Annotated in this window: 24 protein-coding genes and 2 pseudogenes; 9 read left to right on the top strand and 17 right to left on the bottom strand. The window is 70.9% G+C overall.

Features of this window, described 5'->3' with window-relative positions:
- On the top strand, positions 1 to 721 hold a 721-nt coding region (locus BZY54_RS10025; protein ID WP_143668029.1), incomplete at its 5' end, for an aldehyde dehydrogenase family protein.
- A gap of 73 nt (positions 722 to 794) precedes the next feature.
- Here BZY54_RS10025 and BZY54_RS10030 read toward each other — a convergent pair.
- The 3 genes from BZY54_RS10030 to phnA form a co-directional block, all read right to left on the bottom strand.
- Entirely contained in the window at positions 795 to 1,931 is a 1,137-nt protein-coding gene (locus tag BZY54_RS10030) for a TIGR03364 family FAD-dependent oxidoreductase (protein WP_086724666.1), read from the bottom strand.
- 97 nt (positions 1,932 to 2,028) lie between these two features.
- Positions 2,029 to 3,330: an MFS transporter gene (locus BZY54_RS10035; protein ID WP_086724668.1), complete on the bottom strand. Its 1,302-nt coding sequence runs from the start codon at positions 3,328 to 3,330 to the stop codon at positions 2,029 to 2,031.
- 207 nt (positions 3,331 to 3,537) lie between these two features.
- Positions 3,538 to 4,857 (bottom strand): phosphonoacetate hydrolase, encoded by a 1,320-nt coding sequence (gene phnA, locus BZY54_RS10040; protein WP_244217066.1) that lies wholly within the window; start codon positions 4,855 to 4,857, stop codon positions 3,538 to 3,540.
- A 176-nt stretch (positions 4,858 to 5,033) separates the two neighbouring features.
- On the opposite strand from phnA, the gene BZY54_RS10045 reads away from it, so the two are divergent.
- Positions 5,034 to 6,026: a LysR family transcriptional regulator gene (locus BZY54_RS10045; protein WP_086724670.1), complete on the top strand. Its 993-nt coding sequence runs from the start codon at positions 5,034 to 5,036 to the stop codon at positions 6,024 to 6,026.
- A 166-nt stretch (positions 6,027 to 6,192) separates the two neighbouring features.
- Here the strand turns inward: BZY54_RS10045 and arsM are convergent, their stop codons facing one another.
- Positions 6,193 to 7,086, bottom strand: a complete 894-nt coding sequence (gene arsM, locus BZY54_RS10050; RefSeq protein ID WP_086724672.1) for an arsenite methyltransferase — start codon at positions 7,084 to 7,086, stop codon at positions 6,193 to 6,195.
- Between the two features lie 105 nt (positions 7,087 to 7,191).
- Between arsM and BZY54_RS10055 the strand changes: the two genes are divergently transcribed.
- Positions 7,192 to 7,566 (top strand): ArsR/SmtB family transcription factor, encoded by a 375-nt coding sequence (locus BZY54_RS10055; RefSeq protein WP_208640608.1) that lies wholly within the window; start codon positions 7,192 to 7,194, stop codon positions 7,564 to 7,566.
- Between the two features lie 83 nt (positions 7,567 to 7,649).
- On the opposite strand, the gene BZY54_RS10060 is transcribed toward BZY54_RS10055, so the two are convergent.
- Complete coding sequence (locus BZY54_RS10060; protein ID WP_167413976.1) at positions 7,650 to 8,015, bottom strand: nuclear transport factor 2 family protein; 366 nt, start codon at positions 8,013 to 8,015, stop codon at positions 7,650 to 7,652.
- A gap of 105 nt (positions 8,016 to 8,120) precedes the next feature.
- On the opposite strand from BZY54_RS10060, the gene BZY54_RS10065 reads away from it, so the two are divergent.
- Positions 8,121 to 8,864, top strand: coding sequence for a class I SAM-dependent DNA methyltransferase (locus BZY54_RS10065; protein WP_086724674.1), 744 nt, complete (start codon positions 8,121 to 8,123; stop codon positions 8,862 to 8,864).
- 67 nt (positions 8,865 to 8,931) lie between these two features.
- On the opposite strand, the gene BZY54_RS10070 is transcribed toward BZY54_RS10065, so the two are convergent.
- From BZY54_RS10070 to BZY54_RS10090, 5 genes are all read right to left on the bottom strand, one after another.
- Positions 8,932 to 9,528 (bottom strand): hypothetical protein, encoded by a 597-nt coding sequence (locus tag BZY54_RS10070; RefSeq protein ID WP_086724676.1) that lies wholly within the window; start codon positions 9,526 to 9,528, stop codon positions 8,932 to 8,934.
- A 164-nt stretch (positions 9,529 to 9,692) separates the two neighbouring features.
- A complete protein-coding gene (locus BZY54_RS10075; RefSeq protein ID WP_086724678.1) occupies positions 9,693 to 10,550 on the bottom strand; it encodes a class I SAM-dependent methyltransferase in 858 nt (285 codons plus the stop codon).
- Positions 10,551 to 10,570: 20 nt separating this feature from the next.
- Positions 10,571 to 10,915, bottom strand: coding sequence for a VOC family protein (locus tag BZY54_RS10080; protein ID WP_086724680.1), 345 nt, complete (start codon positions 10,913 to 10,915; stop codon positions 10,571 to 10,573).
- A 1-nt stretch (position 10,916) separates the two neighbouring features.
- Complete coding sequence (locus tag BZY54_RS10085; protein WP_086724682.1) at positions 10,917 to 11,096, bottom strand: ribbon-helix-helix domain-containing protein; 180 nt, start codon at positions 11,094 to 11,096, stop codon at positions 10,917 to 10,919.
- A 123-nt stretch (positions 11,097 to 11,219) separates the two neighbouring features.
- The gene (locus BZY54_RS10090) at positions 11,220 to 12,215 is read right to left on the bottom strand and encodes an aldo/keto reductase (RefSeq protein ID WP_086724704.1); all 996 of its coding nucleotides are present in this window, start codon (positions 12,213 to 12,215) and stop codon (positions 11,220 to 11,222) included.
- 126 nt (positions 12,216 to 12,341) lie between these two features.
- Here BZY54_RS10090 and BZY54_RS10095 point away from each other — a divergent pair, with 126 nt between their 5' ends.
- A complete protein-coding gene (locus BZY54_RS10095) occupies positions 12,342 to 13,202 on the top strand; it encodes a helix-turn-helix transcriptional regulator (protein ID WP_086724684.1) in 861 nt (286 codons plus the stop codon).
- Here BZY54_RS10095 and BZY54_RS10100 read toward each other — a convergent pair.
- Positions 13,194 to 13,442 (bottom strand): annotated as a pseudogene (locus BZY54_RS10100) (TetR/AcrR family transcriptional regulator); the annotation flags it as partial. The gene BZY54_RS10095 and the pseudogene BZY54_RS10100 overlap by 9 nt on opposite strands.
- Positions 13,443 to 13,632: 190 nt before the next feature.
- Positions 13,633 to 14,730 (bottom strand): helix-turn-helix transcriptional regulator, encoded by a 1,098-nt coding sequence (locus BZY54_RS10105; protein WP_244217067.1) that lies wholly within the window; start codon positions 14,728 to 14,730, stop codon positions 13,633 to 13,635.
- Between the two features lie 149 nt (positions 14,731 to 14,879).
- On the opposite strand from BZY54_RS10105, the gene BZY54_RS10110 reads away from it, so the two are divergent.
- Positions 14,880 to 18,818, top strand: coding sequence for a S8 family serine peptidase (locus BZY54_RS10110; RefSeq protein ID WP_086724688.1), 3,939 nt, complete (start codon positions 14,880 to 14,882; stop codon positions 18,816 to 18,818).
- 184 nt (positions 18,819 to 19,002) lie between these two features.
- On the opposite strand, the gene BZY54_RS10115 is transcribed toward BZY54_RS10110, so the two are convergent.
- Complete coding sequence (locus tag BZY54_RS10115) at positions 19,003 to 20,481, bottom strand: LVIVD repeat-containing protein (RefSeq protein WP_086724690.1); 1,479 nt, start codon at positions 20,479 to 20,481, stop codon at positions 19,003 to 19,005.
- 215 nt (positions 20,482 to 20,696) lie between these two features.
- Here BZY54_RS10115 and BZY54_RS10120 point away from each other — a divergent pair, with 215 nt between their 5' ends.
- Positions 20,697 to 21,374, top strand: a complete 678-nt coding sequence (locus BZY54_RS10120; protein ID WP_244217068.1) for a DUF305 domain-containing protein — start codon at positions 20,697 to 20,699, stop codon at positions 21,372 to 21,374.
- A 233-nt stretch (positions 21,375 to 21,607) separates the two neighbouring features.
- On the opposite strand, the gene BZY54_RS10125 is transcribed toward BZY54_RS10120, so the two are convergent.
- Complete coding sequence (locus BZY54_RS10125; protein WP_086724692.1) at positions 21,608 to 21,847, bottom strand: hypothetical protein; 240 nt, start codon at positions 21,845 to 21,847, stop codon at positions 21,608 to 21,610.
- A gap of 952 nt (positions 21,848 to 22,799) precedes the next feature.
- Here BZY54_RS10125 and BZY54_RS10135 point away from each other — a divergent pair.
- The gene (locus tag BZY54_RS10135; RefSeq protein ID WP_244217069.1) at positions 22,800 to 22,970 is read left to right on the top strand and encodes a hypothetical protein; all 171 of its coding nucleotides are present in this window, start codon (positions 22,800 to 22,802) and stop codon (positions 22,968 to 22,970) included.
- Positions 22,971 to 23,151: 181 nt separating this feature from the next.
- Here the strand turns inward: BZY54_RS10135 and BZY54_RS10140 are convergent, their stop codons facing one another.
- The gene (locus BZY54_RS10140; protein ID WP_143668030.1) at positions 23,152 to 23,754 is read right to left on the bottom strand and encodes a hypothetical protein; all 603 of its coding nucleotides are present in this window, start codon (positions 23,752 to 23,754) and stop codon (positions 23,152 to 23,154) included.
- A 247-nt stretch (positions 23,755 to 24,001) separates the two neighbouring features.
- Entirely contained in the window at positions 24,002 to 24,763 is a 762-nt protein-coding gene (locus BZY54_RS10145) for a helix-turn-helix domain-containing protein (protein WP_425276270.1), read from the bottom strand.
- 200 nt (positions 24,764 to 24,963) lie between these two features.
- On the opposite strand from BZY54_RS10145, the gene BZY54_RS10150 reads away from it, so the two are divergent.
- Positions 24,964 to 25,755 (top strand): alpha/beta fold hydrolase, encoded by a 792-nt coding sequence (locus tag BZY54_RS10150; protein ID WP_341868676.1) that lies wholly within the window; start codon positions 24,964 to 24,966, stop codon positions 25,753 to 25,755.
- Between the two features lie 236 nt (positions 25,756 to 25,991).
- Here the strand turns inward: BZY54_RS10150 and BZY54_RS10155 are convergent.
- A pseudogene (locus tag BZY54_RS10155) lies at positions 25,992 to 26,427 on the bottom strand (UbiA family prenyltransferase); the annotation flags it as partial.

Consider the following 26,427-nt stretch of genomic DNA (forward strand, 5'->3'; position numbering starts at 1 on the left):
GCTGCGTACGCAGCTGGAGCTGGGCGGCAAGAACGCGGTCGTGGTGTGCGACGACGCCGACCTGGACAAGGCCGTGGAGGCGGTCGTGCACGGCGCCTTCGGGCAGGCGGGGCAGCGGTGTTCGGCGACCAGCCGGGCCGTGGTCGACGTACGCGTGCGCGAGGAGTTCCTGGAGCGACTTGTCGCGCGGGTGGCGCACCTGCGGGTGGGGCCGGGATTCGACGAGGCGTCCGAGCTGTGCCCGGTGGTCGACACCGGCCGGATGGACGCGGCGCTGGCGGCGATCGCGGGGGCGCAGCGCGACGGTGGCAAGGTCGTGTGCGGCGGCGGCCGCGCGGAGCGCGCGGACCTGCCCGACGGCTGCTACCTGCAGCCGACGGTGATCCGGGATGTGCCGTGGGACGCGGAGCTGGCGCAGGAGGAGGTGTTCGGTCCGGTCCTCGCCGTGGTCGACGCGGTGGACTTCGACGACGCGATACGGATCGCCAACTCGGTGAAGTACGGCATGTCCGGGACGGTCTTCACGGCCTCGCAGGCGCGGGCCTTCGAGGCACTCGACCGCTTCGAGGCGGGCATGCTTCACGTCAACCGGCCGGGCGTGGGTGCCTACGCGCATCTGCCGCACACCGGTGCCAAGGCCAGCCAGTACGGTCCTCCGGAATGCTCGCCGGAGGTCTTCGACTTCTACACCGCATGGCATTCGGCCTGTATCTCCTACTGACCGGGCCCGCACACACATGAGGGCCGGTGCCTCCTCTCGTGGGAGGCACCGGCCCTCCGGAATGTGCGCCGGCTCAGCGGGCCAGGTTCTCCTCGGCCAGGCCGAAGGAGAGCGTCATGCCGGCCCCGCCGACGCCGTTGACGACGGTGACGCCGGGCTCGGGGTCGACGACCAGTTCCGTGCGGCCGTCACGAAGGGACGGGTAGTAGCCGACCCAGCGCTCGGTGATCTCCGCCTCGGGCGGGCGGAGGGCGAAGGTGTCCAGGTAGTCCAGGACGGCCTCGTCCACCGCCCCGTCGGCGAACGGGGGGTGGGTGGTGCCGTACGCGTGCGAGTCGCCGAGGGTGAGGCGCCCGTCGGCGGTCTGCGAGACGAGCACGTGGATGCCGTGCTCACGGTGGAACGGCCGCTCTCGGCCCATGCGTTCGGCGAGCGTGGTGCGCGAGGGACAGCCGTCGAACGACGCGTAGTGGAGGAGGGTGAGTCCGCCGCAGAGCATCGGGCCGAGCGTGCCGCCGCCGGCGAGCGGGGCGGTGCGCATCATCTGGAGCTTGCAGCGGGTCAGGCCGCTGTCGGCGAACACCTCCGGGTAGAGCGAGGCGAAGTCGTTGCCGGAGCACACGTAGACCTGCTCGCAGTCCCAGTCGCCGGCGGTGGTGGAGACGGTGGGCATCGCGATGCCGCGGACGTGCGTGCCGAAGCGGAACTCCACGCCGTGCTCGGCGGCCAGGTACTCGGCGACGGCGGGGATGGCGTGGCGTGGGTCGACGTTGACCTCGGTCGGGCTCCACATCGCGGCGTGCAGGCCGTCGCGGCGTACGTACCCCGATCGGGCGGCGGCCTCCTCGGCAGTGAGCATCCGCGCTCCGCGTTCCCGTGCCGGGGCGCTCAGCTGCAGGAACTCCTCCAGCACCGCGACCTCGTCCTCGTGGTGGGCCAGGTGCAGGGATCCGGTCTCGGGGGCCCAGAGGCCGGTCTTGGCGGCCACCTCCAGCCACACCTCGCGGCTGCGCAGCGCCCGCTGGTACACCTTGCCGCGCTGCTGCCCGACCGCCCAGATCATGCCGAAGTTGCGGATGGAGGCCCCCACCGCGAAGTCGTCGCGTTCGAAGACGACGACCTTGCGGCCGAGCCGGGCGGCGGCGAGCGCGTGCGCGAGGCCGACGATGCCGGCGCCGACGACGACGGTGTCCGCGTGCTGACGGTTCATGTGTCCCTGCCTTCCGATCTGAGCGTGCCGGGTACGGGGGTGAGGTGCGGGAAAGTGGTGCTCGTGGAGGGGAGTTCGCGGGGAGGAGGGAGCGGGCTCACTGGGCCACGGCCGGGCGCGGGCGGCGGTTCCAGTGCGGGGCCATGACCGCTCCGGCCAGCGCGGCGGCGGCGGAGAAGAGGATGAACAGGGTGGAGCCGGAGAGGAAACCAGGCAGCAGACCACCGAGGATCGCGCCGATGGAGCCGCAGCCGTTGACCAGTCCGGCGGCGGTGCCCGCGCCCTCCTCGGCCCCGAAGTCCACCGCGGCGACGCAGGAGATCATCGAGTCCGCGGCGTAGACGGCCAGCCCGATCACGGCGAGGACGCCGACCATGACGCCGACGCTGTCGGTCGCGGTCAGCGGCATGAACAGCGCCAGAACCACGGTGAGCAGGGCCAGCGACAGGACGCACGCGGGCACGCGCCGGGACTGGAAGAGCCGGTCGGAGACCCAGCCCACGACGATCGGGGCGAGCACGCCGGCGGCGCCGAAGGCCACGGGGATCAACGTGGCCCCCACCTTGTCGACCTGCGGCAGACGCCGGCTGACCAGGACGGGGCCCCACAGCAGGATCGCGTAACGGGCGGGCTTGAGCAGGAAGTAGGCGGCGCCCAGGGTGAGGACCATGGGGTCGCGCAGGGTCTTGCGGTATAGCGCCAGACTCCGCTGGGGCTTGTCGGTGCCGGAGTGGGCCCCGGACTCTTCCGTCCCCTCGGGCGCGTTGCGCTGGAAGGCGACGAACAGCACCAGGACGACGGCGAGGGTCGCGGCCCCGGTGAAGAAGGCGGCATGCCAGCTGTCGAAGACGGAGTACGCGATCCAGCCGAGGAACGGGGGCGCCGCCAGGCCTCCGAAGGCGTAGTTGGTGGACCAGATGCCGAGCACGCGCCCGCGCTGTGCGAGGGGGAAGAACGCCCCCATGTTCTTGCACAGCGGCGCCCACCCGGCCGACTGGGCGAGGCCCTGGATCACCATGGCTCCGCCGAAGACCAGCAGGCCACTGGAGGCGCCCATCACACAGGCGGCGCCGATCGCGCCGATCATGCCGCTGATGACGACGACGCGCGGCCCGAACCGGTCCGCCCACGCGCCCCACAGGAACTGCCCGGCGGCGTAGGCCGCGAGGTAGACCGCGTCGATGACGCCGAGGACGCGTTCGGTGAGCGCGCCCGAGACGAGAGGGTCGTCGAGGATGCCCAGCTTGGCGACCGAGAACGCCTGCCGCACGAAGTAGAAACCCGCGTAGGCGATCCATGTGACGGCGAAGATCTGCCAGCGCAGCCGTCGGCTCACCAGGTACGGGTGGACGGTGCGCTGGGCTTCCCGGGTGGTGACGGTTGGGTCGGTTTCGGCCATGGTGTGGGTCCAATCCTCGAAGGAGCGGATGGGCTGGCCCGGTGCGCCGACGCGGGCGGGAGGCCGCGCACGGCTCCGGGTACGGCACGGCCCCGGCGCGCACCTCGGCGGCGCGCCGGGGCCGGTACTGGGCCGTCCCTGGTGTCACCGTTCGCGTTCCAGGGGCGGTGAATGGCCGTGATGGAAAAGTGGGGGGATGCGGCTGGCTCAGGCGGTGAGCGGCTCCCCTGCCGCGAGGTGGCAGCCGATCCAGTAGGCGTCGAAGTTCCGCAGTCGGTGTCCGGCCGGGAGTTCGACGGGCCGGTTGACCAGGACCGGCACGCGTTGTTCGGTGAGGCCGCCGTGCGAGCGCAGCGGCTCGGTGAAGCCGGAGATGTCGTGGCGGGCGGGGGTGGTGCCCAGCACGGTGTTGCGTTCGGCGATGACGACGAGGTCGCCGATCCGGTCCGGGGGCAGCTCGAACCGCGCGCAGGCGCCCTCGCGCGTGAGGACGGTGTCGACGCCGTCGAGTCCGGCGAGTTCGCCGAGCAGCGCCTCGCGGTCCGCGCCGGCCGGCAGGTGCACGGTGGCGTAGGAGCCGAGCGCGCCGTGGTGGACGGTGTACGGGTCGGTGATCGGCAGGATGACGCGGCAGGCGTTGGTGCCGGAGCGCGCGTCGAACCAGTCCTGGAGGAAGATCACCCGGGCCTGTCCGTCGGCGTCGGACTTGGCGTTCATCCCGTGGTCGGCCGTGACCACGAGGATCGCGCCGAGGGCGTCGATGCGGGCGAAGTAGCCGTCCAGCATGGCGTAGAAGTGGTTGGCGACCGGGGAGCCGGGAGCGTGTTTGTGCTGGATGTAGTCGGTGAGCGAGAGGTACATCAGGTCGGGCCGGTCGCGCTCCAGCACGTCGCAGCCCGCGGCCATCACCAGTTCGCTGAGCTCAGCGCTGTACACGGAGGGCAGATCGAGGCCGGTGGATTCGAGGACCTTCTCGATGCCGTTCTCGGCCAGGTTCACCTGGTCGGCCTTCTCGGCGGAGAAGCAGATGCCGCCTTCGGCGAGCCCGCTGCCGAGCAGCCGGCGCAGCTTGTCCTTGGCGGTGATGACGGCGACCTTCGCGCCGGTGCGGGAGAAGGCGGCGAAGAGGGTGGGTGCGCGCAGCAGTTCGGGCGCGTTCATCATGACCTCTTCGCCGGAGGCGGGGTCGTAGAAGTAGTTGCCGCAGATGCCGTGGACGGCGGGCGGGGCGCCGGTGGCGATGGAGAGGTTGTTGGGGTTGGTGAAGGACGGCATGGTGCACTCGCCGCGCAGATCGCTGCCGCGCTGCAGCATCGCCTCGGTGAAGGGCATCAGCCCGTCGGCGACGGCCCGCTCGTGGTAGGCGTCCTCACTGCCGTCGATGCACACGACCACGACCGGGCGGCCGGGGCGCGGGTAGGTGCGTCCGTTGACGGTCAGCCGGCCGTCGGCGGAGGTCTGCCACGTGGTGCCGGCGACAGGATTCATGTACGTCCACCCCTGTTGGTCGAAGGTGCGGGAGGCCATCGGGCGTCCCTCGCTGTCATGGGTACCACCGGGTTTCGGCGGGGCAGAACCACGAAGTTCGCTATGGGCGCCATAGCAGGGTGGGCGTCCGCGCGACCTGTCGAACGGGCCTGTTCGACCGCGGTGAGACTGGGTTACGCTCGCCCACCTGGTGATCTTCCGCCCGGGGAGGAGACGTGGAGCTCAACCTGCACCGCCTGTGGATCTTCCTGAAGGTGGTGGAGTACCAGGGGTTCTCCGCCGCCGCGCACGAGCTGTACATGAGCCAGCCCTCGGTCTCCAACCAGGTACGGAGGCTGGAGCAGTCGCTGAAGGTGACCCTGGTGGACCGCTCGGGGGCGCGGGTGCGGCCCACGGCTGAGGGCGAGGTGCTCGCGGCGTACGCCAAGAGGGTGTTCCTGCTGGCGGACGAGGCGGTGGCGGCGGTGCAGCAGGTGTCGTCGCTCGAACACGGACGGCTGCTGGTGGGCGGCTCGACGACGGTCGGCACCTATCTGCTGCCGGCCCTGCTGGCCCGGTTCCGCGAGCTGTACCCCGGGGTGGAGTGCGATGTGTTCGTCGGCAACAACCGGGCGGTGGCCGAGCGGCTGCTGGCCGGGGACATCGGGATCGCCGTGGTGGCCGGCGGTCCGGCCGCCACGCAGCTGCTGGTGGAGCCGGTACTGCGGGAGCGGCTGGTCCTGGTGGCGCGGGCCGGGCATCCGCTGGCCGGCCACGCGGGTCCGCTGCGGCCGCACCAGTTGGCGGCAGAGCGCTTCCTGATGCGGGAGCCGGGCTCCCACACGCGCACCGAGCAGGAGCACGTCCTCGACGAATGGGGCATCGCGCAGAGTGTGTCCCGGTCGGACGTGTGGGGCCCGGAGGCGGTCAAGCAGTGTGTGGCGGCGGGGCTCGGTGTCGCACTGATCTCCGAACACGCCGTCGTCGACGACGTCGAGCGCTCCGCGGCGCTGACGGTCCTGCCGGTACGGCCGGAACCGAGGCCGCGGCCGGTGTCGCTGGTACGGCGCCGCGACCGGCTGCTGTCTCCGGCCGAACGGGCCTTCGTCCGCCTGCTGCGCTCGCCCGACGGCATCTGGCCACGCGAACTGGGCTGCGCGACAGAGGATGTGACGGGCCGTGACGACCGTGCCGCTGACCAGGCGGAATACGGCGCGGAAGCGACCTGACGTCCGGACCGCCGCGCGGCCGGCCTCGGGTTGTGCGGGCCTCGCGGCGACCGGTACGCCCCACCGCCCGGCGCCGTCGGACCGCCTGTGCCCTGACCCGCTCGGTGAGAAGGGCGCAGCCGCGCGCCGTGGCCGAGGGCGGGCGCGCGGCCGTGCGGGCCGCGTGTCAGTCGTGGCAGCCGCAACCGGAGGCCGCCTTGGCCTCGGTGACCGTTTGCGCGGGATCGGCGGAGGTCTCCGCGGTTGTGCAGCAGGCGCCGGCCCGGCAACACGCCTCGCCCGAGACGGCCTGGGCGGCGGCGTCCTTGGCGTCGAGGGGCTTGACCGCGCGGACGATGGCGGAGTGCATGCCGTCGGCGACCGGGTGGGTCGGGGTGATCTCGACGCCGGTGAACCCGGCGGCCTCCAGGCCGGCTCGGTATTCGGCGAAGGAGAGCGCGCCGGCGATGCAGCCGACGTAGTCGCCGCGCTCGGCCCGCTGTTGGGGGGTGAGGTCGTCGTCGGCGACGACGTCGGAGACACCGATCCGACCGCCGGGCCTGAGCACGCGGAAGGTCTCGGCGAACACGGCCGCCTTGTCGGTGGACAGGTTGATCACGCAGTTGGAGATCACGACGTCCATCGTGTTCGCGGGCAGCGGCACGGCCTCGATGGTGCCCTTGAGGAACTCCACGTTCGTCGCGCCCGCCTTCTCCGCGTTGGCCAGGGCCAGGGCGAGCATCTCCTCGGTCATGTCCAGCCCGTACGCCTTCCCCGTCGGTCCGACGCGACGGGCGGAGAGCAGGACGTCGATGCCGCCGCCGGAACCGAGGTCCAGGACACGCTCGCCGGCGCGCAGTTCGGCGACGGCGGTGGGGTTGCCGCAGCCGAGCGAGGCGGCGACGGCCTCGGCGGGCAGGGCGTCGCGCTCGTCCGCGGCGTACAGCGTCGAGCCGAAGTTCTCGTCGACCTCGACCGGCTGCGGTCCGCAACAGGCGGTGCCGCCCTCGGTGACCTTCACGGCCGCCCCCGCGTACCGCCGGCGGACGGTTTCACGCAGGTCGGTGGACTGCTCGCTCATGACTCACTCCCAGGTGACGGGGCACAGCACGACCCCGGAACGGGCTGTATTGACGTTCATTGATGCAACCTTGCGCCCTGGATCGAAGAACGTCAATATAAGGCTATGTCGAAGCAAGAGCTTGAGGTGATCGGGCAGGACGCCACCTGCTGCCCGGGCCTGTCCGCCGCACAGCTGGACGAGGACCAGGCGGCCGAACTGGCCAAGGTGTTCAAGGCCCTCGGCGACCCGATCCGGCTGCGCCTGCTGTCGATGATCGCCTCGCGCGGAGAGGGCGGCGAGGTCTGCGTCTGCGAGCTGACCCCGGCCTTCAGCCTGTCCCAGCCGACGATCTCCCACCACCTCAAGCTCCTGCGCCAGGCCAGGCTCATCGACTGCGAGCGACGCGGGACCTGGGTCTACTACTGGGTGCTGCCCGGCGTCCTGGCCAAGCTCGCCGCGTTCCGGGCCACTGGGCGGACGGCAGGAGCCACCGCGTGACCGCGCCACTCGCCCGCCGCGCCCCCGCGGCCGAACTCGGCATCCCCGCCTCCTGAACGAAGGGCGGCCGGGCTTCCACAGCCTCAGCCGACCAAGGTGCCCTGGTGGAAGTACATCCGCCAGCCCGTCTCCGTCAGGCGCCACAGAGAGCTCCGCCATGCCCGCCGGCCCTGGTTGTCGGCGAAATACGTCAGGTGAACGACACCTGGCGCAAGGACGACTCCGGACATCTCGCTGACCTTGACCGGAGACTCCGGGGACACCGAGCCACCGCTCGTCACCGTGAGGATCGACCCCACGTCCCACCGGCGTCCGGAGGCACCGATCTCGGTGAACTCCGGGTCCAGCAGCTCCAGCACACGGGCCGGGAACGCACGCACCTCCGGATCGAGAAGGCGCATCTCCCCGTCGACGGCCGCTTGAACGGCCCGCTCGTTCTCATCCGTCATGCGCGAACCCTAAGGCCCCTTCCTGCGGTGCCTGTTCCAGGCCCCCACCCGGAACAGGCGGAAATTCGCTGGACATCGCAGAGCCCGGCGACGAGCCTCAGCGGAATGCAGCAGGAGAACATCTGGGACGCCGATACCGCCCGGGGCTATGACACGCCGGGACTCGGCATGTTCGCGCCCGAGGTCCTGGTCCCGGCAGTGGACCGCCTCGCCGAGCTCGCAGGGGAAGGAGCGGCGCTCGAGTTCGCCGTCGGGACCGGCCGCGTGGCCGTCCCGCTCACCGAGCGAGGGATCGCTGTCACCGGCATCGATTCGTCACCGCCGATGGTGGAGCAACTGCGCACCAAGGCGGACGAGGCGACGATCCCGGTGATCGTCGGTGACATGGCGACCGCCCTGGCCCCGGGGAAGTACACCCTGGTCTACCTCGTCTACAACACGATCTCCAACCTGCTCACCCAGGCTGAGCAGGTCGAGTGCTTCCGCAACGCGGCCCGGCACCTGGAGCCGGGTGGCCGGTTCGTGGTCGAGCTCTGGGTACCCGAGCTGCGCAAACTCCCGCCGGGGCAAACGGCCACCGTCTGGCAGTGCGAACCGGGCTACATCGGTCTGGACACCTACGACGTCCTGCGCCAGCACGTCGTGTCGCACCACTTCCGGTTCGGCGAGACCACTCAGGCGCAGTTGGTCCGCAGCCCCCACCGCTACATCTGGCCGGCCGAACTCGACCTCATGGCCCAGCTCGCGGGATTCGAACTCGAAACCAGAGACGCGGACTGGACCGGCGCCGCCTTCACCGCCGAGTCGCGATCCCACGTCTCCGTCTACCGAATCCCACCGAAACGGTAGCTACGGAAGGGGCCTCGACGAGGCCACCGCTTCACGCAGCCGATCACCGGTGAGCGCGGGGGGCGTTTCAGGACTTGCCCATGTGCCCCACGATGCGGTGCCCCAGCCGCCGGCTGAACTGCGCGCAGAAGCCGGCGGAGAGCGGCGGCCAGCCCCAGAAGTCGAAGGCGAGGGCGCCCACCGCGAAGTTGGGCTCCCACTGCCACTCGGTGACCGGGACCGAGGCACCGCAGGCGGAGCAGGGGGCACTCCCCTCCCCCGTCTCCTTCCAGGCCGCGATGCCGTCCCTGAACGGCCGCCATACCTCCTCGTCCGCCTCGAACTCCTCGGGGTATTCGATGATCACGGTCTTGGTCCGGCACCGCGGGCAGATGGCGTACTCCGCGTCATCCGCTCCCTGCCCTCCGACGTGGTGGTCGCGCCCGACGACGACGGCCACCGGGCCCGGTCGCCGGTCCGAATCCGACGCGTCCGCGACGGCCCGAACCCAGTCGGGGCCCGGCACATGGCCCTGGTCCACGGTCAGGCTGTACACGCCGTCGCCGGACGTCTCCCGCGTGATCAGGCCCTCGCTGACCATCCAGTCGACCATCCGCTCCGCGAGCGGCCCGGCCTCGTCGCCGGTCACCTGGACATCGACGATCCGCTCGAAGAAATCGCCCATCGTCCGTCAGCTCCTCCCGTTCGGTGGCAGTCACTGTGCCACCCGCCTACGACAACGCCCGCCGCACGCGTGCGACGGTGCGCGTCGGGAGCCGCGCGGGGCCGGCGCGCGCCGCTGGTGGCCGGGGAGGTTCCCGGACCGGACGAGAGGGCGTGGACGAGGGGTCATGTGGTGGCCAGCAACAGGTCCTCCCCGCTCGACGGGCGCAGGCCGTCGGCGCGATCGGCGAAGTAGCGTTCGGCGAGCGTCGCTCCCGGCACGTGCCTGACGTCCGTGAAGCCTGCTTCCCGGGCCAGGGACAGCATGTCCTGCGGGGCGTAGAAGCTGATGAACGGCGTTCCGGATGCTCGCGCGCCGTCCTTGCTCGCCCGCAGGCCGGGACGATCGGCCTCGTCGAGAAGATCGACCGGCAGCAGGAAGGTCATGGCGAGCGTCGAGCCGGGGGCGAGCGTGGCGATCTGGCGCAGAGTGGCCGCGGTGGCCTCCCTGGTGAGGTACATGGTGACGCCGGTGGAGACGATGACCGCGGGCTGGCCGGAGTCGAAGCCGGCGGCAGCCAGCCGCTCAAGCCATGACTCGCTCGCTTCGAGATCGACCGGCACCAGGTGCAGCCGGTCGGGGACGCCGTAGCCGAGTTCGGTCAGGCGGCGGCGCTTCCAGGCCTGCGTGCCGGGTTGGTCGATCTCGAAGACGTGGATGCGGGAGGCGATCTCCGTCCTGCGCTGGGCGAAGGTGTCCAGACCGGCTCCCAGGACGACGTATTGGGTGACGCCGCGGTCGGCCTGCTCGACGACGAGGTCCTCGATGAACCGGGCGCGGGCGACGATGCCCGCCCGGAACCCCCGAGTGGCCTGCGGGTCCATGTCCGGGCGGCGGCGCCAGTCACCGCCGGGAGCCGCCAGCCGCAGGCCGATCTCGTCCTCGAAGACATGGGGCGGCGAGTCGACCTCGACATGCATCGCCCGCCACAGGGCGGTCCGTACCGCGGTGCTGTCCGGCATCCCGGTCCGCTCGTCTGTCATGGCGTTCGCCCTCGTTCCGGTCAGTGCTTTCCGGGTGCCTGAAGACTCCACAGGCGCCCGTCGGGGTCGCGGACGGTCATCTCCTGCGTCCCGTAGTGGGTGTCCTGGAACGGTGTGACCACCTCGACGGCGGGATCGAGACGGAAGGACTCCGCGTCGGCCACCTTCAGAACGATCCGAGTTCGGGGCTCCTGGTCCTCGGGGACCTCGGCGATGAAGACGTAGGGACCCTCGCCGTTGCGGAGCCGGCCGGAGTTGTGGTCGGTCTCGAACTCCAGCTCATAGCCCAGCCCTTGGAAGAAGTGCGCCGCCTTGCCCCAGTTGTGGGTCGTCAGGAACACGGCCTCGATTCCCTCGGTCGCCATGTCAGTCCTCCTTCTCGTTCGATTCCCGCTGCCGCCCGTGGCCGTCGTCGAGGTAGGCACGCAGCGCTTCGGCGACCAGCGCCGACAGGGACATGCCCGACTCGATGGCGCGGTACTTGACCTGCTTGATCAGCCCGATCGGCAGGTACACGTTGAACTGCTTGACGTCCTCGTCGCCCACAGGGTCGAGGCTAGCATGCTAGCAAGCTAGGACTCGGAGTCGTTTCAGGACATGTGGCGCCGGCTCCCGGAGCGGCCCTCGCCGGAGCGGACCCCACCGGGAAGCCGGCCTCTGGAGCCCGCCTCAGTTCCCCACGCCGAGACCCGACATGAACGCGGACGGGTACCGGTCGCCGCGCGCCGCACCCGGCGGCACCGCCTTCTCGACCTCCGCGAGGTCGTCCGCGGTGAGGTCCAGCGCCGTCGCGGGCAGCGCCTCGGCCAGCCGTTCGCGGGTACGGGCACCGACAAGCGGCACGACGTCCTCGCCCTGTGCGGCCACCCAGGCGATGGCCAACTGCGCGACGGTGCACCCCTTCGCGTCGGCGACCCGGCGCAGAGCCTCCACGAGGGCGAGGTTGTGTTCCACGTTCCCGTTCGAGAAGCGCGGGCCGAGGCCGCGGCTGTCGCCGGGGCCTGCGGTGCGACCGACGGACCAGTGCCCGGAGATGAGGCCGCGGCCGAGGACGCCGTACGCGGTCAGGCCGATGCCGAGCTCCCGCAGTGTGGGGAGAACCTCCGCCTCCACCGCACGGGAGAGCAGCGAGTACTCGATCTGCAGGTCGGCGACCGGATGCACGGCGTGCGCTCGGCGGATGGTCGCCGCGTCGATCTCCGAGAGACCGAGGTGGCGCACATATCCGGCGTCGATCATCTCCTTGATCGCGCCCACCGTCTCCTCGATGGGTACCGCCGGGTCCAGACGGGCGGGACGGTAGATGTCGATGTGGTCCGTGCCCAGCCGGGTCAGCGAGTAGGCCAGGAAGTTCTTCACCGCCTCGGGACGGCAGTCGTGCCCGCCGAACTGCGGGCCCGGTCCCCGCACCATCCCGAACTTGACGCTGAGTCGGTAGCTGTCCCGGTCCCGGCCGCGCAGCGCCTCTGCGAGCAGCAGTTCGTTGTGGCCCATGCCGTAGAAGTCGCCGGTGTCGATCAGCGTGACACCGGCCTCCAGCGCGGCGTGCACGGTGGCGATGCTCTCCGCGCGGTCGGCCGCGCCGTAGGCGCCCGACATGCCCATCGCGCCCAGGCCCAGCGCGGAGACGGCCGGGCCGGTGCTGCCCAGGGTTCGCATCTGCATCACGTCCTCCTTCGTGATCGTTCCGACCGCCACTGTGGGCTCGCGCCGCGACGTCCGGGAGCGGAGCGTTCATCATGGGAGAACCACTCCCTGGATAGCCGCGCCCGCCGCGAGGACCATGGGGTCATGCAACGTGACGAGCTCGCCGACTTCCTGCGCCGCCGCCGCGAGGCGATCCGTCCGGCCGAGGTCGGCATCGCCGACGGCCCCCGCCGTCGCACCACCGGCCTGCGCCGGGAAGAGGTCGCCATGCTCGCCGGCATGTCGGTGGACTACGTCGTACGCCTCGAGCAGGGCCGCAGCAGCCGGCCCTCGCCCCAACTGCTCGGCGCCCTGGCCCGCGCGTTGCACCTTGGCGACGACCAGCGCGACCACCTGTTCCACCTGGCCGGCCACCGGCCCCCGCCCGCCGAAAGCGTGGCCCGCCTGGCCCGTGCCGGCCTGGTGCGCATGCTGGACCTGCTCGGTGACACTCCGGCACTGGTCCTGTCGGACCTGGGCGAGGTCCTCGCCCAGAATCGGGCGGCTGTCCTGCTGATGGGCGACCACACCGGACTGCGTGGCGACCGGCGCTACCTCGCCTACCGCTGGTTCACCGAACCCGGTGTCCATGCCATCCACCCGCCCGAAGAGTACGAGCACCACTCCCGCCAGCTCGTGGCCGACCTGCGCGCGGCCGCCGGCCGCCGCCCCGGCGATCCCGTGGTCTCCGGACTCGTCGAACGGCTGCAGGCCGCGAGCGCCGACTTCCGCCGGTTGTGGGCCCAGCACGAGGTGGCGGTACGGCGCGCCGACCGCAAGACACTGCTGCACCCGCGGGTTGGGCCCCTGCTGCTGGACTGCGAGACCCTGGTCACTCCCGACCTGGGCCAGCAACTGCTGGTGCTCACCCCGGCGGACGCCGAGGCCCGCGAACGGCTTCAGCTGCTGGGAGTACTCGGCGTCGAGGAATTTCCCTGGGGGTCGACGGACACGCCTCTACAGTGAGTCGAGCCAGCGCAGCAGGCGGGCTCCTTCACGGGTCATGATGTCCGGGTTGCGCAGGGCGCCCAGGAGTGACATGCCCTGGTATCCGGAGACGAGGGTGAGGGCCAGGTCGTCCGGGTCGGACACGCCCCGCTCGCGGAACTGGCGTCCGGCCCAGTCCAGCAGCCGCCGGATCACCGCGCGGGCCTCGGCGTCGAGGGTGCCGTCGGCCCGCTTGTCGAGTTCGGCGGCCAGGGTGCCACGGCCGCGGCGACCGCGGAGATGTCCGCCGGGTCGACAGCGGGCAGCGCCACGTCACCGAACGCCCGGGGCCGGGGCCGACGGGAGGTACAGCCAGGTGACTCGCGGGGGGCGATTCATTGGCCGACGGCGTTCGGTGGCCCGTCAGCAGATGTCGGCTTCCCGTTTGCGCGGAATCACAGATGACCCGTCACGCGTCCGAGTCCAGTGCGGGTGGTTCCAGCTTCAGCCAGCCCCGTTCGGCCGCGCGCAGAGCGATCTGGAAACGTGTTCTGGCACCCAGCACGGCGCCGGCCTCACTCACGTGTTTCTGCACCGTACGACGGCTGACGTCGAGCACCCGGGCGATGGCGTCGTCCTTCATTCCGGTCGCCATGAGATCGAGGATGGCCTGCGTACGGTCGTCGATCCGCGTCGCATCGCGGCTGCGGCGGGGCGCGGGCCAGTCGTCGCGGCTTGCCAGCGACACCGGTACGGCGTGCTTCCAGATCGTCTCGAACAAGGCGACGAGAGCGCCGACGAGGGCGGGCGACCGGACCACGAGCGATCCCGCCGACGGGCGGTCCTCGTGCAGGGGCAGCAGGGCGGTGGTCCGGTCGAACAGGACGAGTTTGACGGGGAGTCGGGAGCTGAGCCGCAGTTCGCCGCCGTCCTCGCTGCCGCGCAGCGCCGTCTCCAGCGACACCGTGTCCGTGAAGCCCTCGGCGTCGTAGACCGACCGCAGCCGTATGCCCGCGCGGAACTCCGGCCGGGTGGCGCCTTCCTGCCCCGAGTCGTCGGACGCCCCGGTCACATACGGCGGCTTGGCCAGGTGCAGTATCTCCTGTGTGCTGGCCTTGTGGAGGTGCGCGTAGCGTGCGCTGACCTCCTCGGCGTCCTCGATGACCTCCAGCAGGTGCTGCGGGCCGGCCGCGGCGTCGTAGATGTCGTGGAGCTGCTCCATGTACCGCTCGGCGCGGGCCAGTTCGGCCCGCCTGCGGGCCAGCAGCGAGCCCAGCGACGCGCGCGGTGGGCCGGCCTTCCACCGCGGAGGCCGCCCGGGGACGGGAATGACCAGGAGCGCGTCCTCAAGGGACCGCAGGGCCGTGTCCACCTCGTCACGGGACGCACCGACCGCAGTGGCCACGGTGGCGGAATCGGCGGCTGACCGGCCCACCAGGTACTCCAGGACACGGAACGCGAGCGCGTCAAGGCCGATTCCGTGCCATGGGCCGTCCGACGTCACATCCATGCAGCCCGAACTTCCGTTGTAGTGCACATCGTTGGTGCAGCCTACGTCAGCGTTCACGCGTTACGGGGCGGTAGCGCATGTGGGCAATTGCACGAACCCGTCACGTCCGGGTCTTGTCACGTATGACGTGACACGGTCAAGGTGCGCTCCGTCCCTCCCGTACCGACGGCGCGGCCGGTCCGCGCCTCCTCTTCGAAGGGCGTTGCATGTTCCCACGCCTCGGCAGAGCCGGACGGACGGCGCTCGCCGCCGTGCTGCTCGCAGCCCTCGCCACCCCGATCGCGCACGCCGCGGACGCCGGCACCCCGACCGTCCCGCCCGCATCCGCCACCACTCACTCCCTCACCCTCGACGACGGCTCGGTGGTGCACTGGTCCGACGACGGAACAGGGACCCTGACCCGCAAGGACGGCACCACCCGGGCCTTCCCCGTCCCCGGCACCACGGGGCGCAGCGGTCTCGGCGAACCGATCACCCCGACCGCCGGCCTCCTCCAACGCCGCGCCGACGCCCAGGCTCTGGCACCGTACGACGTGGGCGGCGCGACCGGCGGGGCCGACTCCTCCGTCCGCCCGCAGACCATGAACTCGGGGGCCGTCCCCCTGCCGAAGAGCGTGCGCGCGGCCGTCAAGGGCATGGGCGCACAGGCTGAGAAGCGCGTCACCGCCGCGGACGGCCTGCCCGCCAACCAGGGCCTGGCGACGTCCTTCCAGTCGTACCTCAACTCCGGCGGAGTGAACGCCGTCGGCGCGTTCCAGGACACCGCGACGTATCTCGGCGCGCTGCCCGGCAAGGGCCAGATCGTCACCAACGTGTCCCTCGGCGACCTCACCGACCAGGGCATGGCCGACGCCGGCGACGACTACGTACGCGCCTACGGCCCCACCACCGTGCTCAAGGACGGCCGGCGCTATCTGGACTATCCGTCCCTGCCGCTCATCCCCACCTACACCAGCGACGCCAAGGGCCGCCTCGACCCTGCCGGAGCCACCGAGGGCCAGGACCCCAACCTCGCCGAGGTGCTGCTGGACTTCTCGATGATGGCCCCGCTGCCGCACGACCTTCAGCGCCCCGGCGCCACCGGCAGCGGCGCCACCGACCTGCTGGGCATCGCGCCCGGCGCGCAGTACCGGCTGGTCGTCCCCGAGGAGCCGTCGGCCGAGGGCATCGCCACGGCGCTGCGGGCCGCGGCGGCGCAGAAGCCGCGGCCCGACGTCATCACCGCGAGCCTGGGCTTCGGCACCGACGGGTCGATCGGCTTTCCCTCCCGCTGGCTCGAGGACGACCCGGCGATCAGGGACACCCTGCGCTCCATCGTCGACTCGGGCGTCGTCGTGGTCGTGTCCTCCAACGACGGCACACGCCTCGGACTTCCGGTCTCGGTGGGCCCGGACGGCGGCAGCACACCCACGAATGTGACGTCGAAGCCCGCCGCCCAGACGAGCATCGACGACATCGCCCCGACCACGACCCCGTCGCTCGTCCGCGACACCGGGGTGATCGCCGCGGGCGGAACCACCGTCGACGACACCCTGACCTCGGACGACACCCGCACCGCGGTCTACCCGACGACCCGCTACAACGGCTCGGCGGGCTACTCCTCGGGCTTCGGCACCCGCGTCGACCTGGCGGCGCCGGGCGACAACCTGCCCTCCCTGATCCACACCCCCGACGGCACGAGCGTCGTCCTCAACGGCGGTACGTCCGCCTCGGCACCGATGATCGCCGCGGCGGCGGCCAACGTGCTGGCGGCGGCCGAGGCGACCGGGCAGCGGCTCACCCCGCACCAGGTCCGAGACCTGCTCGTCGCCACCGGCCGGCCGCTCGCCCGGCCCCCGCAGGCCGACCAGGACCTGCACATGGGCCCGCAACTGGACGTGACCGCGGCCGTGGAGAAGGTCCTCTCCCGCCGCCATGCCCTCAGCCCCTCCGCCGTACGGCTGTCCGTCGCGGAACGCCAACTGCTCTCCGTCACGCCCACCACCTCCTTCGTCGAGGCCACCGACCCGGACGCCATCGACCTGTCCGGCCCGGAGGGAAGCGGCCAGAACGCGGTCTCCCCGATCACGTTCGGACTCGACCTCACCGGCGCACACGACGGGCTGACGTACCGGCTGCGCGTCGGCGGCGAGGGAACGACCGTCCCCGCCACCGGCCCCAGCCTGCGCGTCCTGCCCCGCGAACTGCTCGGCGCGGCCGGACTCCCGCTCGTCTCCTCCGAACCGCGCAACGTGCGGGCCACGTTCGAGGCACTCGACCACGGCACAGTCGTCGCCTCCGCCTCCCGGAACCTCACCTTCGCCGCCACCGACGGCACCTATGTGCAGCCGCAGGCCCCGAGCACCCCCGGCTCGGCCCCGCTCGGCAAGCCGGTCACCGTGCACTACGACCTCACCGGACTGCGTGACGCCACCGATCCGGAACTGGTGCTGTCCTCGGTCGGGCACTGGACCCCCTTCACCACGAGCGACAAGTGGCGCGCGCAGTGGCGCACCCGGCTCACCGGCGCCAAGGGCTCGGTGACCATCCCGGCCGCCGCGTTCGCCCCGGGCGGCGCCGGTCTCTACGGCGTCGGGGTCACCCTCCACGACGGCCAGGTCTTCGGTGACTTCCGGGCCCTGCGCGTGGGACCCGACGCGGACCGGCGACCGTCAGCACCGCTGCTGGGCCACGGGGCCACGGCCGAGGCGCACGCCGTGGAACTGACCCGTACGGACGCCCGGTTGACGGTGTCCTGGGACACTCGTTCCGTGCGGCACGCCGACGGCGCCGCGATCGAGTTCCTGACGCCCGCGCCGACCCTGTACGGCGCCCTCAACACCGCGACCAACCAGAACGGCAGCGGCCGCGACGACAACGGCGTCGACCACGCCTCCACGCTGCTGCGGGCCCTGCCGTCGGCCAAGGGCAGGACGGTCCTGGACCTGGAGTCGCTGGGCCTGCCCACCGGCCTGCAGTATCCGGTCCGCATCCTCGCCACGCGCGACGGCAAACCCGTCGGACAGGCGTCGCCCACGTCGTTCGTCCAGTACCTCGACGGCGACACGGTCTCCGGAACGCTGGAGAACTTCGAGGTGAGCGACGGCACCGCGCTGCTCGCCACGGACGACTTCGCCGAGGGCGACGACGGCGGGGTCTCCTTGCGGGGTGCGGCCACCACGGCCTACTCCCTGGCCGACGGTCGCCTCGGCACGCAGGTGTCGCACGAGACCGGCACCTCGATGATGCAGGAGGTGGTGGGCGCCGACCCGACGACGGGCCACACCCTCGTCGCGCACCGGCCGTTCGCCGGCGGTGCGCTTCCTGAGGTCGACCTGCGCGACACCGCCACCGGCACCAGGGTGCGGCTGAGCACCCTGGACCCGGGCACCGGCTCGACCTCGGTCTACTACCAGGGCGGGGTCGTCGACCCGGCGCACCATCGGGCCGCAGTGGCGACGTTCGACGGAGTGACCGGCGTGGCCAGCCTGTGGACGGTCGACATGGCCACCGGTGAGGTCTCCGCACCGCTCCCGCTCAACCGGACGAGCCCGGGACGCGCCTTCAGCAACGTCTCGGTGGACGCCTCGACCGGCACCTTCTTCGTCGCCACCACCGGCACCATGGGCCCATGCCTGTCCGGCCGCGTCCCCTACGCGGCCGTGTCGGTCGACCCGGTCAGCGGCGAGGTGTCACCGCTGTCCACCATGCCGGCCTGCACCGCGGGGCTGCTGCCCGACGGCAAGGGGAACCACCTCTACGTCGCCGCCGGGGCCGCCACCCCCAACTACAGCAGCGGCGAGTTCCCCACCAGCACGTGGCGCTCCGCGGACCAGAAGACCCTGGCCACCTCGGCGCCGGCCGACCTGGGGACCAGAGGCGTCATGTGGCCGGCCCTGGACGCCGAGCACCACATCGCCCTCGTCGCCCACCTCTACGAGGAGGGAACCACGGGCGACAACAACGCCCTCAGCGAGGTCACCGTCCTCGACCCGGACACCGGGAAGGTCCTCGCCCGGCATCCGATCGCCAACCTGGTGAACTCCACCCTGTCCACGGCCGACTTCGACTTCACCAGCCGCCGGGGACTGTTCCTCGACCCCGGCACTCGCACCGGCTACCTGGTGAATCCATGGGCGAACGGGCTGCAGCGGTTCACCTATTGAGCCGTCGCGACGCGCAACTCGGGTGACCGCCGCCGCCTCACCGGAGGCGGCGGCGGTGCTGCCGGCTGAGCAAGCCCTGCCCGGAGGGCCGGCCCGTGGGCGGAAACCGCTTCGTGACCGGTGACCGACCCGTGGGCGGAAACCGCTTCGTGACCGGTGACCGACCCGGGGGCCGGGTGGACGGTCAGTCGAAGTAGTCCGGCTGGGTCTGGACGTTGAGCTCCTTCAACTTGACCTCCTTCGCGGGGTCGGTCCTCTTGTCCGAGATCTTCAGGACGTCGAAGCCCTTGGCGATGTCGTTCGAGTAGATGTAGCCGTTGTAGTAGTACGCCGACCACGAACCGCCGAGCACCAGTTGGTCGGCGCTGATCGGACCCCGTTCGAAGTAGGCGATCTCCTTCGGCTGCGAGGAGTCGGTGAAGTCCCAGACGGAGACACCGCCCTGGTACCAGGCCTGGACCATGATGTCCTTGCCCTTCACCGGGATCAGCGAGCCGTTGTGGGCGACGCAGTTCTCGGTGTCCGCCTGGTGGCGCGGGATCTTGTAGTAGCTGCGGAAGACCAGCTTGGCGTCGTCCCCGCTGCCGACGATGTCGTAGATGCCGTCGGCGCCCCGGTTCAGGCCGATCTGGGCGTTGCAGGTGGCCGCGCCGCCGCCGCCGAGCTCGTCGGTGAAGACGACCTTGTCAGCCGTCTGGTTGAAGGTCGCGGAGTGCCAGAAGGCGAAGTTGACGTTGTCCTCGACACGGTCGATGACCTTCGGGTGCTCCGGGTCCGCGATGGACATCAGGATGCCGTCGCCCATGCAGGCGCCGGCGGCGATGCCCTTGGAGGGGAGGGCAGTGATGTCGTGGCAGCCGGTGGTGGCGCTGCTGCCCCTGTCGCCCGGGTTGCCGCCGTCCGGGAAGAGCACGGGGAAGCCGACGACGGCCGCCTTCTCCGGCGCGTTGCGCGGGACCTTGACGACCGAGATGCCGTCGTGCGGCGGCTGGCAGTCGGGGAAGGTCGCGCGCGGCGAGTACGAGGAGACGTAGATGTAGACGTTCTTGGCCGTGGGCACCAGCGAGTGCGTGTGCGAGCCGCAGGCGGTTTCGACGGCGGCGACGTACCGCGGGTTGGCCTTGTCGCTGATGTCGAAGACCTTCATGCCCTCCCACGAGGACTTCTCGGTCGCGGGCTGCGTGGTGCTGTTGCAGGAGCTGTCGCTGCGCGAGGAGTCGGTGGAGAGGAACAGCAGGTCACCGGAGACCGAGACGTCGTTCTGCGAACCGGGGCAGAGCACCTCGGAGACGGTCCTGGGCTTCTTCGGGTTGCTGATGTCGTAGATGCGGAAGCCGTCGTAGTTGCCGGCGAACGCGTACTTGCCCTGGAAGGCGAGGTCGGTGTTGTAGTCCGCCAGGCCCGCCTTCGGCACGTGGGCGACGTGCGTGATGTTGTCGGAGTGGACGATCTCGTCGGGTGCGGGGATCTCCTCACTCGCGATGGCCGCCCTGACCTCCGCCTCGGTGCTCTCGGACACCGACTTGGACGAGTTCTTGGCATCTCCCGGGTCGGGGGTGGCAGCCGCCGGAGCCGCCGTGAGCAGCGCGGCCAGGAGGCCGGCCGCGGCGGCGGCGACTCCCAGACGTCTTGGGCGGATTCGGGTCGTGTGGCGCAGGGTCACTACGTCCTCCCTGATGTTCCGTTCAAACGGGAACGGTTCTCGGACCCTTGAAGTATCGTCTTCACCATGCACATATCAATAGGAGGTAACGAGACTGCCATGAAATCCCCTTGCTCGGTTGTGTCATCGGCGTGCCAGGAGGATCGGGCAGAGACAGACCGCCTGCCCTGCGACACAACCGATTGACCCCAACTCGTCCGGAACTGGAGGTTGTTGTGCCCTTCTCCCGTGCACGCCGCACGTTCGCCCGCACCCTCACCCCGCTGGCCTTCGCCCTGCTCGCCGTCGCCGCCACCGGCTGCGACTCCGGATCCGGCGACGGCTCCGCGACGGCCGACTCCCGTCCGGCGAGCGGCCCATCGGTGATCGCGCCCGGCAAGCCCGGCGAGAAGAACAAGGTGCTGTCCGCCGAGGAGGCCCAGCGGCGGCGCAAGCAGGACGACAGCCCCAACACGGCCGACATCTCCTACGCGCAGATGATGATCGTCCACCACCAGCAGGCTCTGGAGATGACCCGGCTGGCTCCGGGCCATGCCCGGTCGACGAAGGTGAAGCAGCTTGCCGAAAGGATCACCGCCGAACAGGGCCCGGAGATCGAGACCATGCGCAGCTGGCTGAAGGAGGCAGGTGCCGGGGAGCAGGCGGGCCACGGGCACGACCACGGGGCGATGCCGGGGATGGCCACCGAGGAGCAGCTCACGGAACTGCGCGCCGCCCACGGCGAGAAGTTCGACGCACTCTTCCTCAAGCTGATGATCACGCATCACGAGGGTGCGCTGACCATGGCCACGGACGTCAAGGGCCAGGGCAACAACATCCGCATCGAGGAGATGGCCGACGACGTCATCGCCCAGCAGTCCGCCGAGATCCGCCGGATGCACACGATGCAGTGACGCCGCGCACCGAAGCACCGCCGGAGAACCCACCGCGCGGCCCCGTCAGGGCACGGATGTCTGCTCGGCCTGGCATGCGGCACCGGCCGGCTCACCTTCCCTCCGCGGCCGGTTCGCGGGCGTATGGGTGGAACGCTGAACCCGACACTTCTGCACGCATCCGTGGCGCTGACTCACCTGACCCAGCGTCCCGTTCCACTCGATCGACCGCCCAACGGGGAGGGAACAGCTGCTCAGCCCCAGCGAGCGGCGACCTGTCCGACGACGGAGAAGCGCCTTTCGCACTGTGGACAGGTCGCCTCGCCGAAGGCATAGGTCAGGGCGTGCGCCACCTCCTCGTGGCCGTCCGCCAGGGCCAGCTCGTAGAGGCGACGGCCGAGGCCGTCCAGGGTCCCGGGGGCGGCCGGACGGAGAGGGAGGGTTTCGGCGTCGTCGGAGAGTGCGTGGTCCTCCGACGTGCTGAAGAAGCCCACTGACCGATGATCACCCAGAGGTCCGCGCAGCCGTCCGGATCGGGGCACTCGAGCTCGTACTCCTCGCTGACGATGCCCCAGATAAGGTCCTCGGCCCAGTGGATGTCGCCCTCCAGGTTCAGGACCGTCTCAAGCAGGTGGCAGTAGTCGTTCGGGTCAGCGGTGGCCTGCCGCAACCGGTTCGCAGCGGCCAGCAGGCGTGCGACGTGGGGGCGTGCTGGTGCCGTAGTTCCCGGGTCTCGTATCGCTGGTCGGCCTGTACAAGGAGGGCACCGGCCAGATGGAGGGCCGCGGCCGCCGTGTCAGCGTCGTCGCCCTCAACCATGTCCGTCAGCGCCGGCAGCACCAGCGGATGGGACACGTCGAGCGAACCGTTGTGATAAAGCTCCGTCCAGAGGTCGCTCCAGGCCTGAGTGTCCCGACCGGTGGCGGCACGGTGCAGCAGGGCGGTCAGGCGGCTTGAATCGGCACCGTCTGCAGGGAGAACCAGGGAACTGCTCGTCATCTCCGACATCCAAGTCCCCACCGCGGAAACCTCAAATGTTCCGCAAACCTTGATCCACATCGCTGTTCGCCTCACAGCTGTTCGCCGGGGCTTCGCACACCCCCACTCGACCTCGGCATGACCCTGCCGAAGCAGTGGCAGCACCGCGCATCCACGGAACGGTTACAGCGGTGGCCGAAGCGCCGCGGCGACGGCTCGACGACGACGGTCCGCAAGACCTGCTTGGTCGTGGCGCCCGGCCGCTTCAGAGGGCCGCCCCAGAGCCGGCAGGCCGACAGCCACGAAGAAGGCACGTGGCCCCCGAGAAACCACAACAACCCGCCGGGGTCCCAACCTCCGTCGGGGGTTGCGTCCCAAGGGTGCGAAGCGCGGCACCGTGTCGGTGCTCGCCCTTAACCTTCCGCCATCGGGACCACGCGAGGGGCGAGATGGTGTGCGCTGCTATGCATGGCGGGATCTGCTACCACCGACGTCTACCTCCTCAATCCATGCGTGGTCACCTCGGACGGCGAGTGGGAAGCCTGGTACCTCGCCCACTGGCTGCCCGGAGCGGTCCGCTACCGCTCCTTCTGGGACCTCATGAACGACGAGTACAAGAGCTTCCGCGACGAACGGTGACAGATACGGAGCATGGTCCGTTGGACCGCGCTGAGGCCTTCGGCCACACCGACGCATCGCGCCAGTTCGGCGGTGCGGCACCCGCCACCCGACGGGCCGGGGCATGATCCCGGCCCACGCAGCGCGAACCACGGGCACGTCTGGGTATCGGGTGCAGTCGAGCACACCCAGGCGCACGGCATCACCCGCGGAAGTCCAACTCGGATGCCGACGTCCTGGGATGAGACAGGCGGAGATGGGCCGCTGGTTGGTCACCGGGGCAAGAAGCCAGGACGGTGAGGGCCTCCCACACGGACGTGGAGCCGAAGACCTGGGCCTGTGCGGGTGCTTCGGGCCGGAAGAGTACGTAGCGCGCGGCCAGGAAGGAGAGGCCACCCCAGGGTTCGCGCTCGTGGGCACGGCCGAGGACCTGCTCGCAGACCGCGCAGCGGATCCACGGGACCACGAGCAGGTCGGCGAGCTCTGGCCGCTCGCTGACCGAGGCTCCGGTGAGGGGAACGGCATCCGCCAAAGCGAGCAAACGAAGGGCGGAGACATCGCCGTCGGCGCGGCACCGGCCGATCCGTTCTTCGAGCGCCTCCCGCTGACCCCACATCTCCGAGGCGACCGCCAACTGCGCGCGGATGCTCGCGCTGATCGGGATGTCATGCTCGAGCAGGGCGGAGACGGCCAGGTCAAGGGCGCTTTCCTGCTCACCGATGGACCAGCGGTCCATGACCTGCCGTGCCGGTGCGGGAGGAAGGAGATCAGCCAGGGACCGCCATACGGTCGCTTCGTCCGTCACGCGGATCAGACTAACGGTGCCCGCCGGGGGCTCTGCCGTGCAGGCGCCGGTAACCGATGATGGCGGCGGCCGGGCGGCGAAGGCCAGGAAGTGCTCCGCCTTCCGCTCGCAACGGCGGTGCAGCGGGCGGCAACCGTTCGGCCGGGCGAAGGTGCGCTCCACCACCCAGCGGCGGTGGGCCGGCCCGGATCCGTGGGACGGCGTCCAGCAGCGGAGGAAGCCGGGTGAGGTCGGGCCCGGCAACCGGTCAGCGAGTGTGGTCGGGCCATGCGACGTCGTCGACTGCCAGCCACGGCTCACGGGCCACGACCGACGGGGTGACTCCGGCGAAGGCCATGACGTCACGGTGCAGGTGGAACTGGTCGGCGTAGCCGCCCTCCGCCGCGACTTGGGCCGTGCCCTCACCGGCCACCAGGCGGTGCACCGCTCTGTCGAAGCGGACGAGTTGCGCGGCGCGCTTCGGCGGCAGCCCTACTTGCGACCGGAACCGGAACCACAGGCGCTTACGGCTCCATCCCACCTCGCTCGCCAGCCCCTCGACTCGGACAATCCCCCGTGAGCCGACGATCCGCCTCCACGCCCACGCCACCTCCGGGTCCACCAACGCCTGTGCCCCGCACCTGCGCTCAAGCAGCGCCTCGGTCAATGCGAAGCGCTCCTCCCAGGACGACGCCTCACTCAGCCGCTCGCGGATCCGTGCCGCCTCCCTGCCCCACACATCGTCAAGGGCCACAACACCGTCCAGGTCGGCCGGGGACACCCCCAACACCGTGCGCGTGATCAGCGGAGACAGGCGGACCTGAAGGCACTCGATGTTCTCGCCCCGCACCCACACCGAACCGCCGAACCCCATCCCAGGTCCGGCGGCCACGCTTCCCCTCTGTCGCCGCCCCGCCGCATCGGCCACGACCGGTGAACCCGAGCCGAAATCCACCGCCAACATCACGGACGGATGCGGAATCACCCGCTGGCCGGCCGAAGCCGCGCCACCATCCCGGAAACCCGCCATGCCGACCCCTGCCAGCCGGCTGGGCCCCGCTGGGCTCACGACGTCCCAAACAGACGCACGTTCGTACGCGCTGGATCGCATCCCCCGATGCTACGCATCCCGGGCCGGTTGGAACATTCGTCCAAGACGCGGGGGCGCGCGGACGCCACAGTTGGCTCAAGACCACTGAGGACCTGCTTCTTCCCTTTGAAGAAGGGGACATTCACGTACGACAGGAGGGCCCCCGCGACGCCCCGGCTCTCGCACTCGTCCATGGCCTCGCCGGGTCGACGCACTGGTGGGACGCGATCGTGCCGGAACTGGCCGGAGCCTTTCGAGTCATCCGGATCGACCTGCTCGGACACGGTCGGTCCGCCAAACCGGAAGGCCCCGGCTACCGGCTCCCCGAGCATGGACGCCGGGTCGGCTCCGCACTTGACCAGCTCGGCGTGGAGCAGATCGTCGGGATCGGCCACTCCACCGGCGGTCTGGTCGTGACCGCACTCGCCGAGGAACGGCCCGGCCTGGTGACCGCGTTGGCCCTCATCGACACCGGGCCTCGCCTGGACGCGTTCATCTCGAACGGGTTCGCCGGGAGGCTCGTGCTGGCACCGGGCATCGGGGCCCTGCTGTGGCGGGTCCGGACCGACGGCCTGATCCGCAAGGCGCTGAGCACCGCCTTCAGCCGCCCCGGTTACGAGGTCCCGCAGCAGATCGTGGACGACGTACGGGCCATGACACTCCACGGATCTGTCGCGACAGCGCAGGGCGCGGAGGACTACATGAGACAGCGCCCGGTCCCGGCGAGACTGGCTGCCCTCGGGAAGCCACTACTGGTCATCTTCGGGGCGGAGGACCACAGGTGGCGACCGTCCTCCGCCACCGACTACACCGCCGTTCCGGGTGCGAGGGTCGAGACCCTGCCCGGCCTCGGCCACTCACCCATGCTCGAGGACCCGCAGCAAACGATGGCACTCCTCCTGCCCTTCCTCGAAGCCCACGCCCCGGCCTGAATCTGGGGTAGTGCTTACTGACGACAAAGCGACAAGCCGATATCGGGAGCCGCTCGTCACCGGCACACACGGCCGTGGACAGGACAGTGCCGCGCCTGATGACCGCAGCAGCGGAACTGCCTCCCGCGCTGCTGCGACCCTCCTGCTCCGTGGTGCCGACGAGCCGGGGAACAGGGGTGGACACCCTCACGCTGACGCGTGCCGTGCGGCCCCGGCCGGCCCTCGTCGGACCGGGGTCAGGTCATCTCCGCGCCGCGTTGCAGAAGCTGGGCCACGGCCATGCCCGCCACGACGATCGCCGCCCGGAACGGCCATCGGCTTCGGCTCCCCGACGGCGGCACCGCCGTACCGGCAACCGCGACGACCGCGGCGGCCGCCGCCAGCGCCCAGTCCCAGAACGTCACAGCACCCGGCGGCCCTACGACGAGGATGCCCACCGCGGCCAGCATCACGAGAGGGGCCAGCCACCGGCAGGCCGGGCCGCCCAGTCGCTGCGGCAGCCCGAGCACCCCGGTCGCAAGATCGTCCTCGATGTCCGGCAGCACGTTGACCAGGTGTGCCCCCACCCCCAGGAGCACCCCTGCCGCAACCGCCCACCAGGCGGGCCAGGCCGGTGGCGACAGACCGAGGGTCACGAAGGCCGGGAGCAAGCCGAAGCCCACGGCATAGGGC

It is taken from the genome of Streptomyces carpinensis (assembly GCF_002154505.1).
In the GTDB taxonomy this organism is placed as follows: Bacteria; Actinomycetota; Actinomycetes; order Streptomycetales; family Streptomycetaceae; genus Streptomyces; species Streptomyces carpinensis.

Bases quoted from the DNA above. Each gene is read 5' to 3' on its own strand.
- BZY54_RS10070 (WP_086724676.1), bottom strand. From the start codon at position 9,528: ATGGGCGATTTCTTCGAGCGGATCGTCGATGTCCAGGTGACCGGCGAC.
- BZY54_RS10095 (WP_086724684.1), top strand. From the start codon at position 12,342: ATGCAACGTGACGAGCTCGCCGACTTCCTGCGCCGCCGCCGCGAGGCG.
- phnA (WP_244217066.1), bottom strand. From the start codon at position 4,857: ATGGCCTCCCGCACCTTCGACCAACAGGGGTGGACGTACATGAATCCT.
- BZY54_RS10080 (WP_086724680.1), bottom strand. From the start codon at position 10,915: ATGGCGACCGAGGGAATCGAGGCCGTGTTCCTGACGACCCACAACTGG.
- BZY54_RS10145 (WP_425276270.1), bottom strand. From the start codon at position 24,763: ATGGCGGGTTTCCGGGATGGTGGCGCGGCTTCGGCCGGCCAGCGGGTG.
- BZY54_RS10110 (WP_086724688.1), top strand. From the start codon at position 14,880: ATGTTCCCACGCCTCGGCAGAGCCGGACGGACGGCGCTCGCCGCCGTG.
- arsM (WP_086724672.1), bottom strand. From the start codon at position 7,086: ATGAGCGAGCAGTCCACCGACCTGCGTGAAACCGTCCGCCGGCGGTAC.
- BZY54_RS10075 (WP_086724678.1), bottom strand. From the start codon at position 10,550: ATGACAGACGAGCGGACCGGGATGCCGGACAGCACCGCGGTACGGACC.
- BZY54_RS10035 (WP_086724668.1), bottom strand. From the start codon at position 3,330: ATGGCCGAAACCGACCCAACCGTCACCACCCGGGAAGCCCAGCGCACC.
- BZY54_RS10090 (WP_086724704.1), bottom strand. From the start codon at position 12,215: ATGCAGATGCGAACCCTGGGCAGCACCGGCCCGGCCGTCTCCGCGCTG.
- BZY54_RS10135 (WP_244217069.1), top strand. From the start codon at position 22,800: ATGGCGGGATCTGCTACCACCGACGTCTACCTCCTCAATCCATGCGTG.
- BZY54_RS10060 (WP_167413976.1), bottom strand. From the start codon at position 8,015: ATGACGGATGAGAACGAGCGGGCCGTTCAAGCGGCCGTCGACGGGGAG.
- BZY54_RS10055 (WP_208640608.1), top strand. From the start codon at position 7,192: ATGTCGAAGCAAGAGCTTGAGGTGATCGGGCAGGACGCCACCTGCTGC.
- BZY54_RS10030 (WP_086724666.1), bottom strand. From the start codon at position 1,931: ATGAACCGTCAGCACGCGGACACCGTCGTCGTCGGCGCCGGCATCGTC.
- BZY54_RS10065 (WP_086724674.1), top strand. From the start codon at position 8,121: ATGCAGCAGGAGAACATCTGGGACGCCGATACCGCCCGGGGCTATGAC.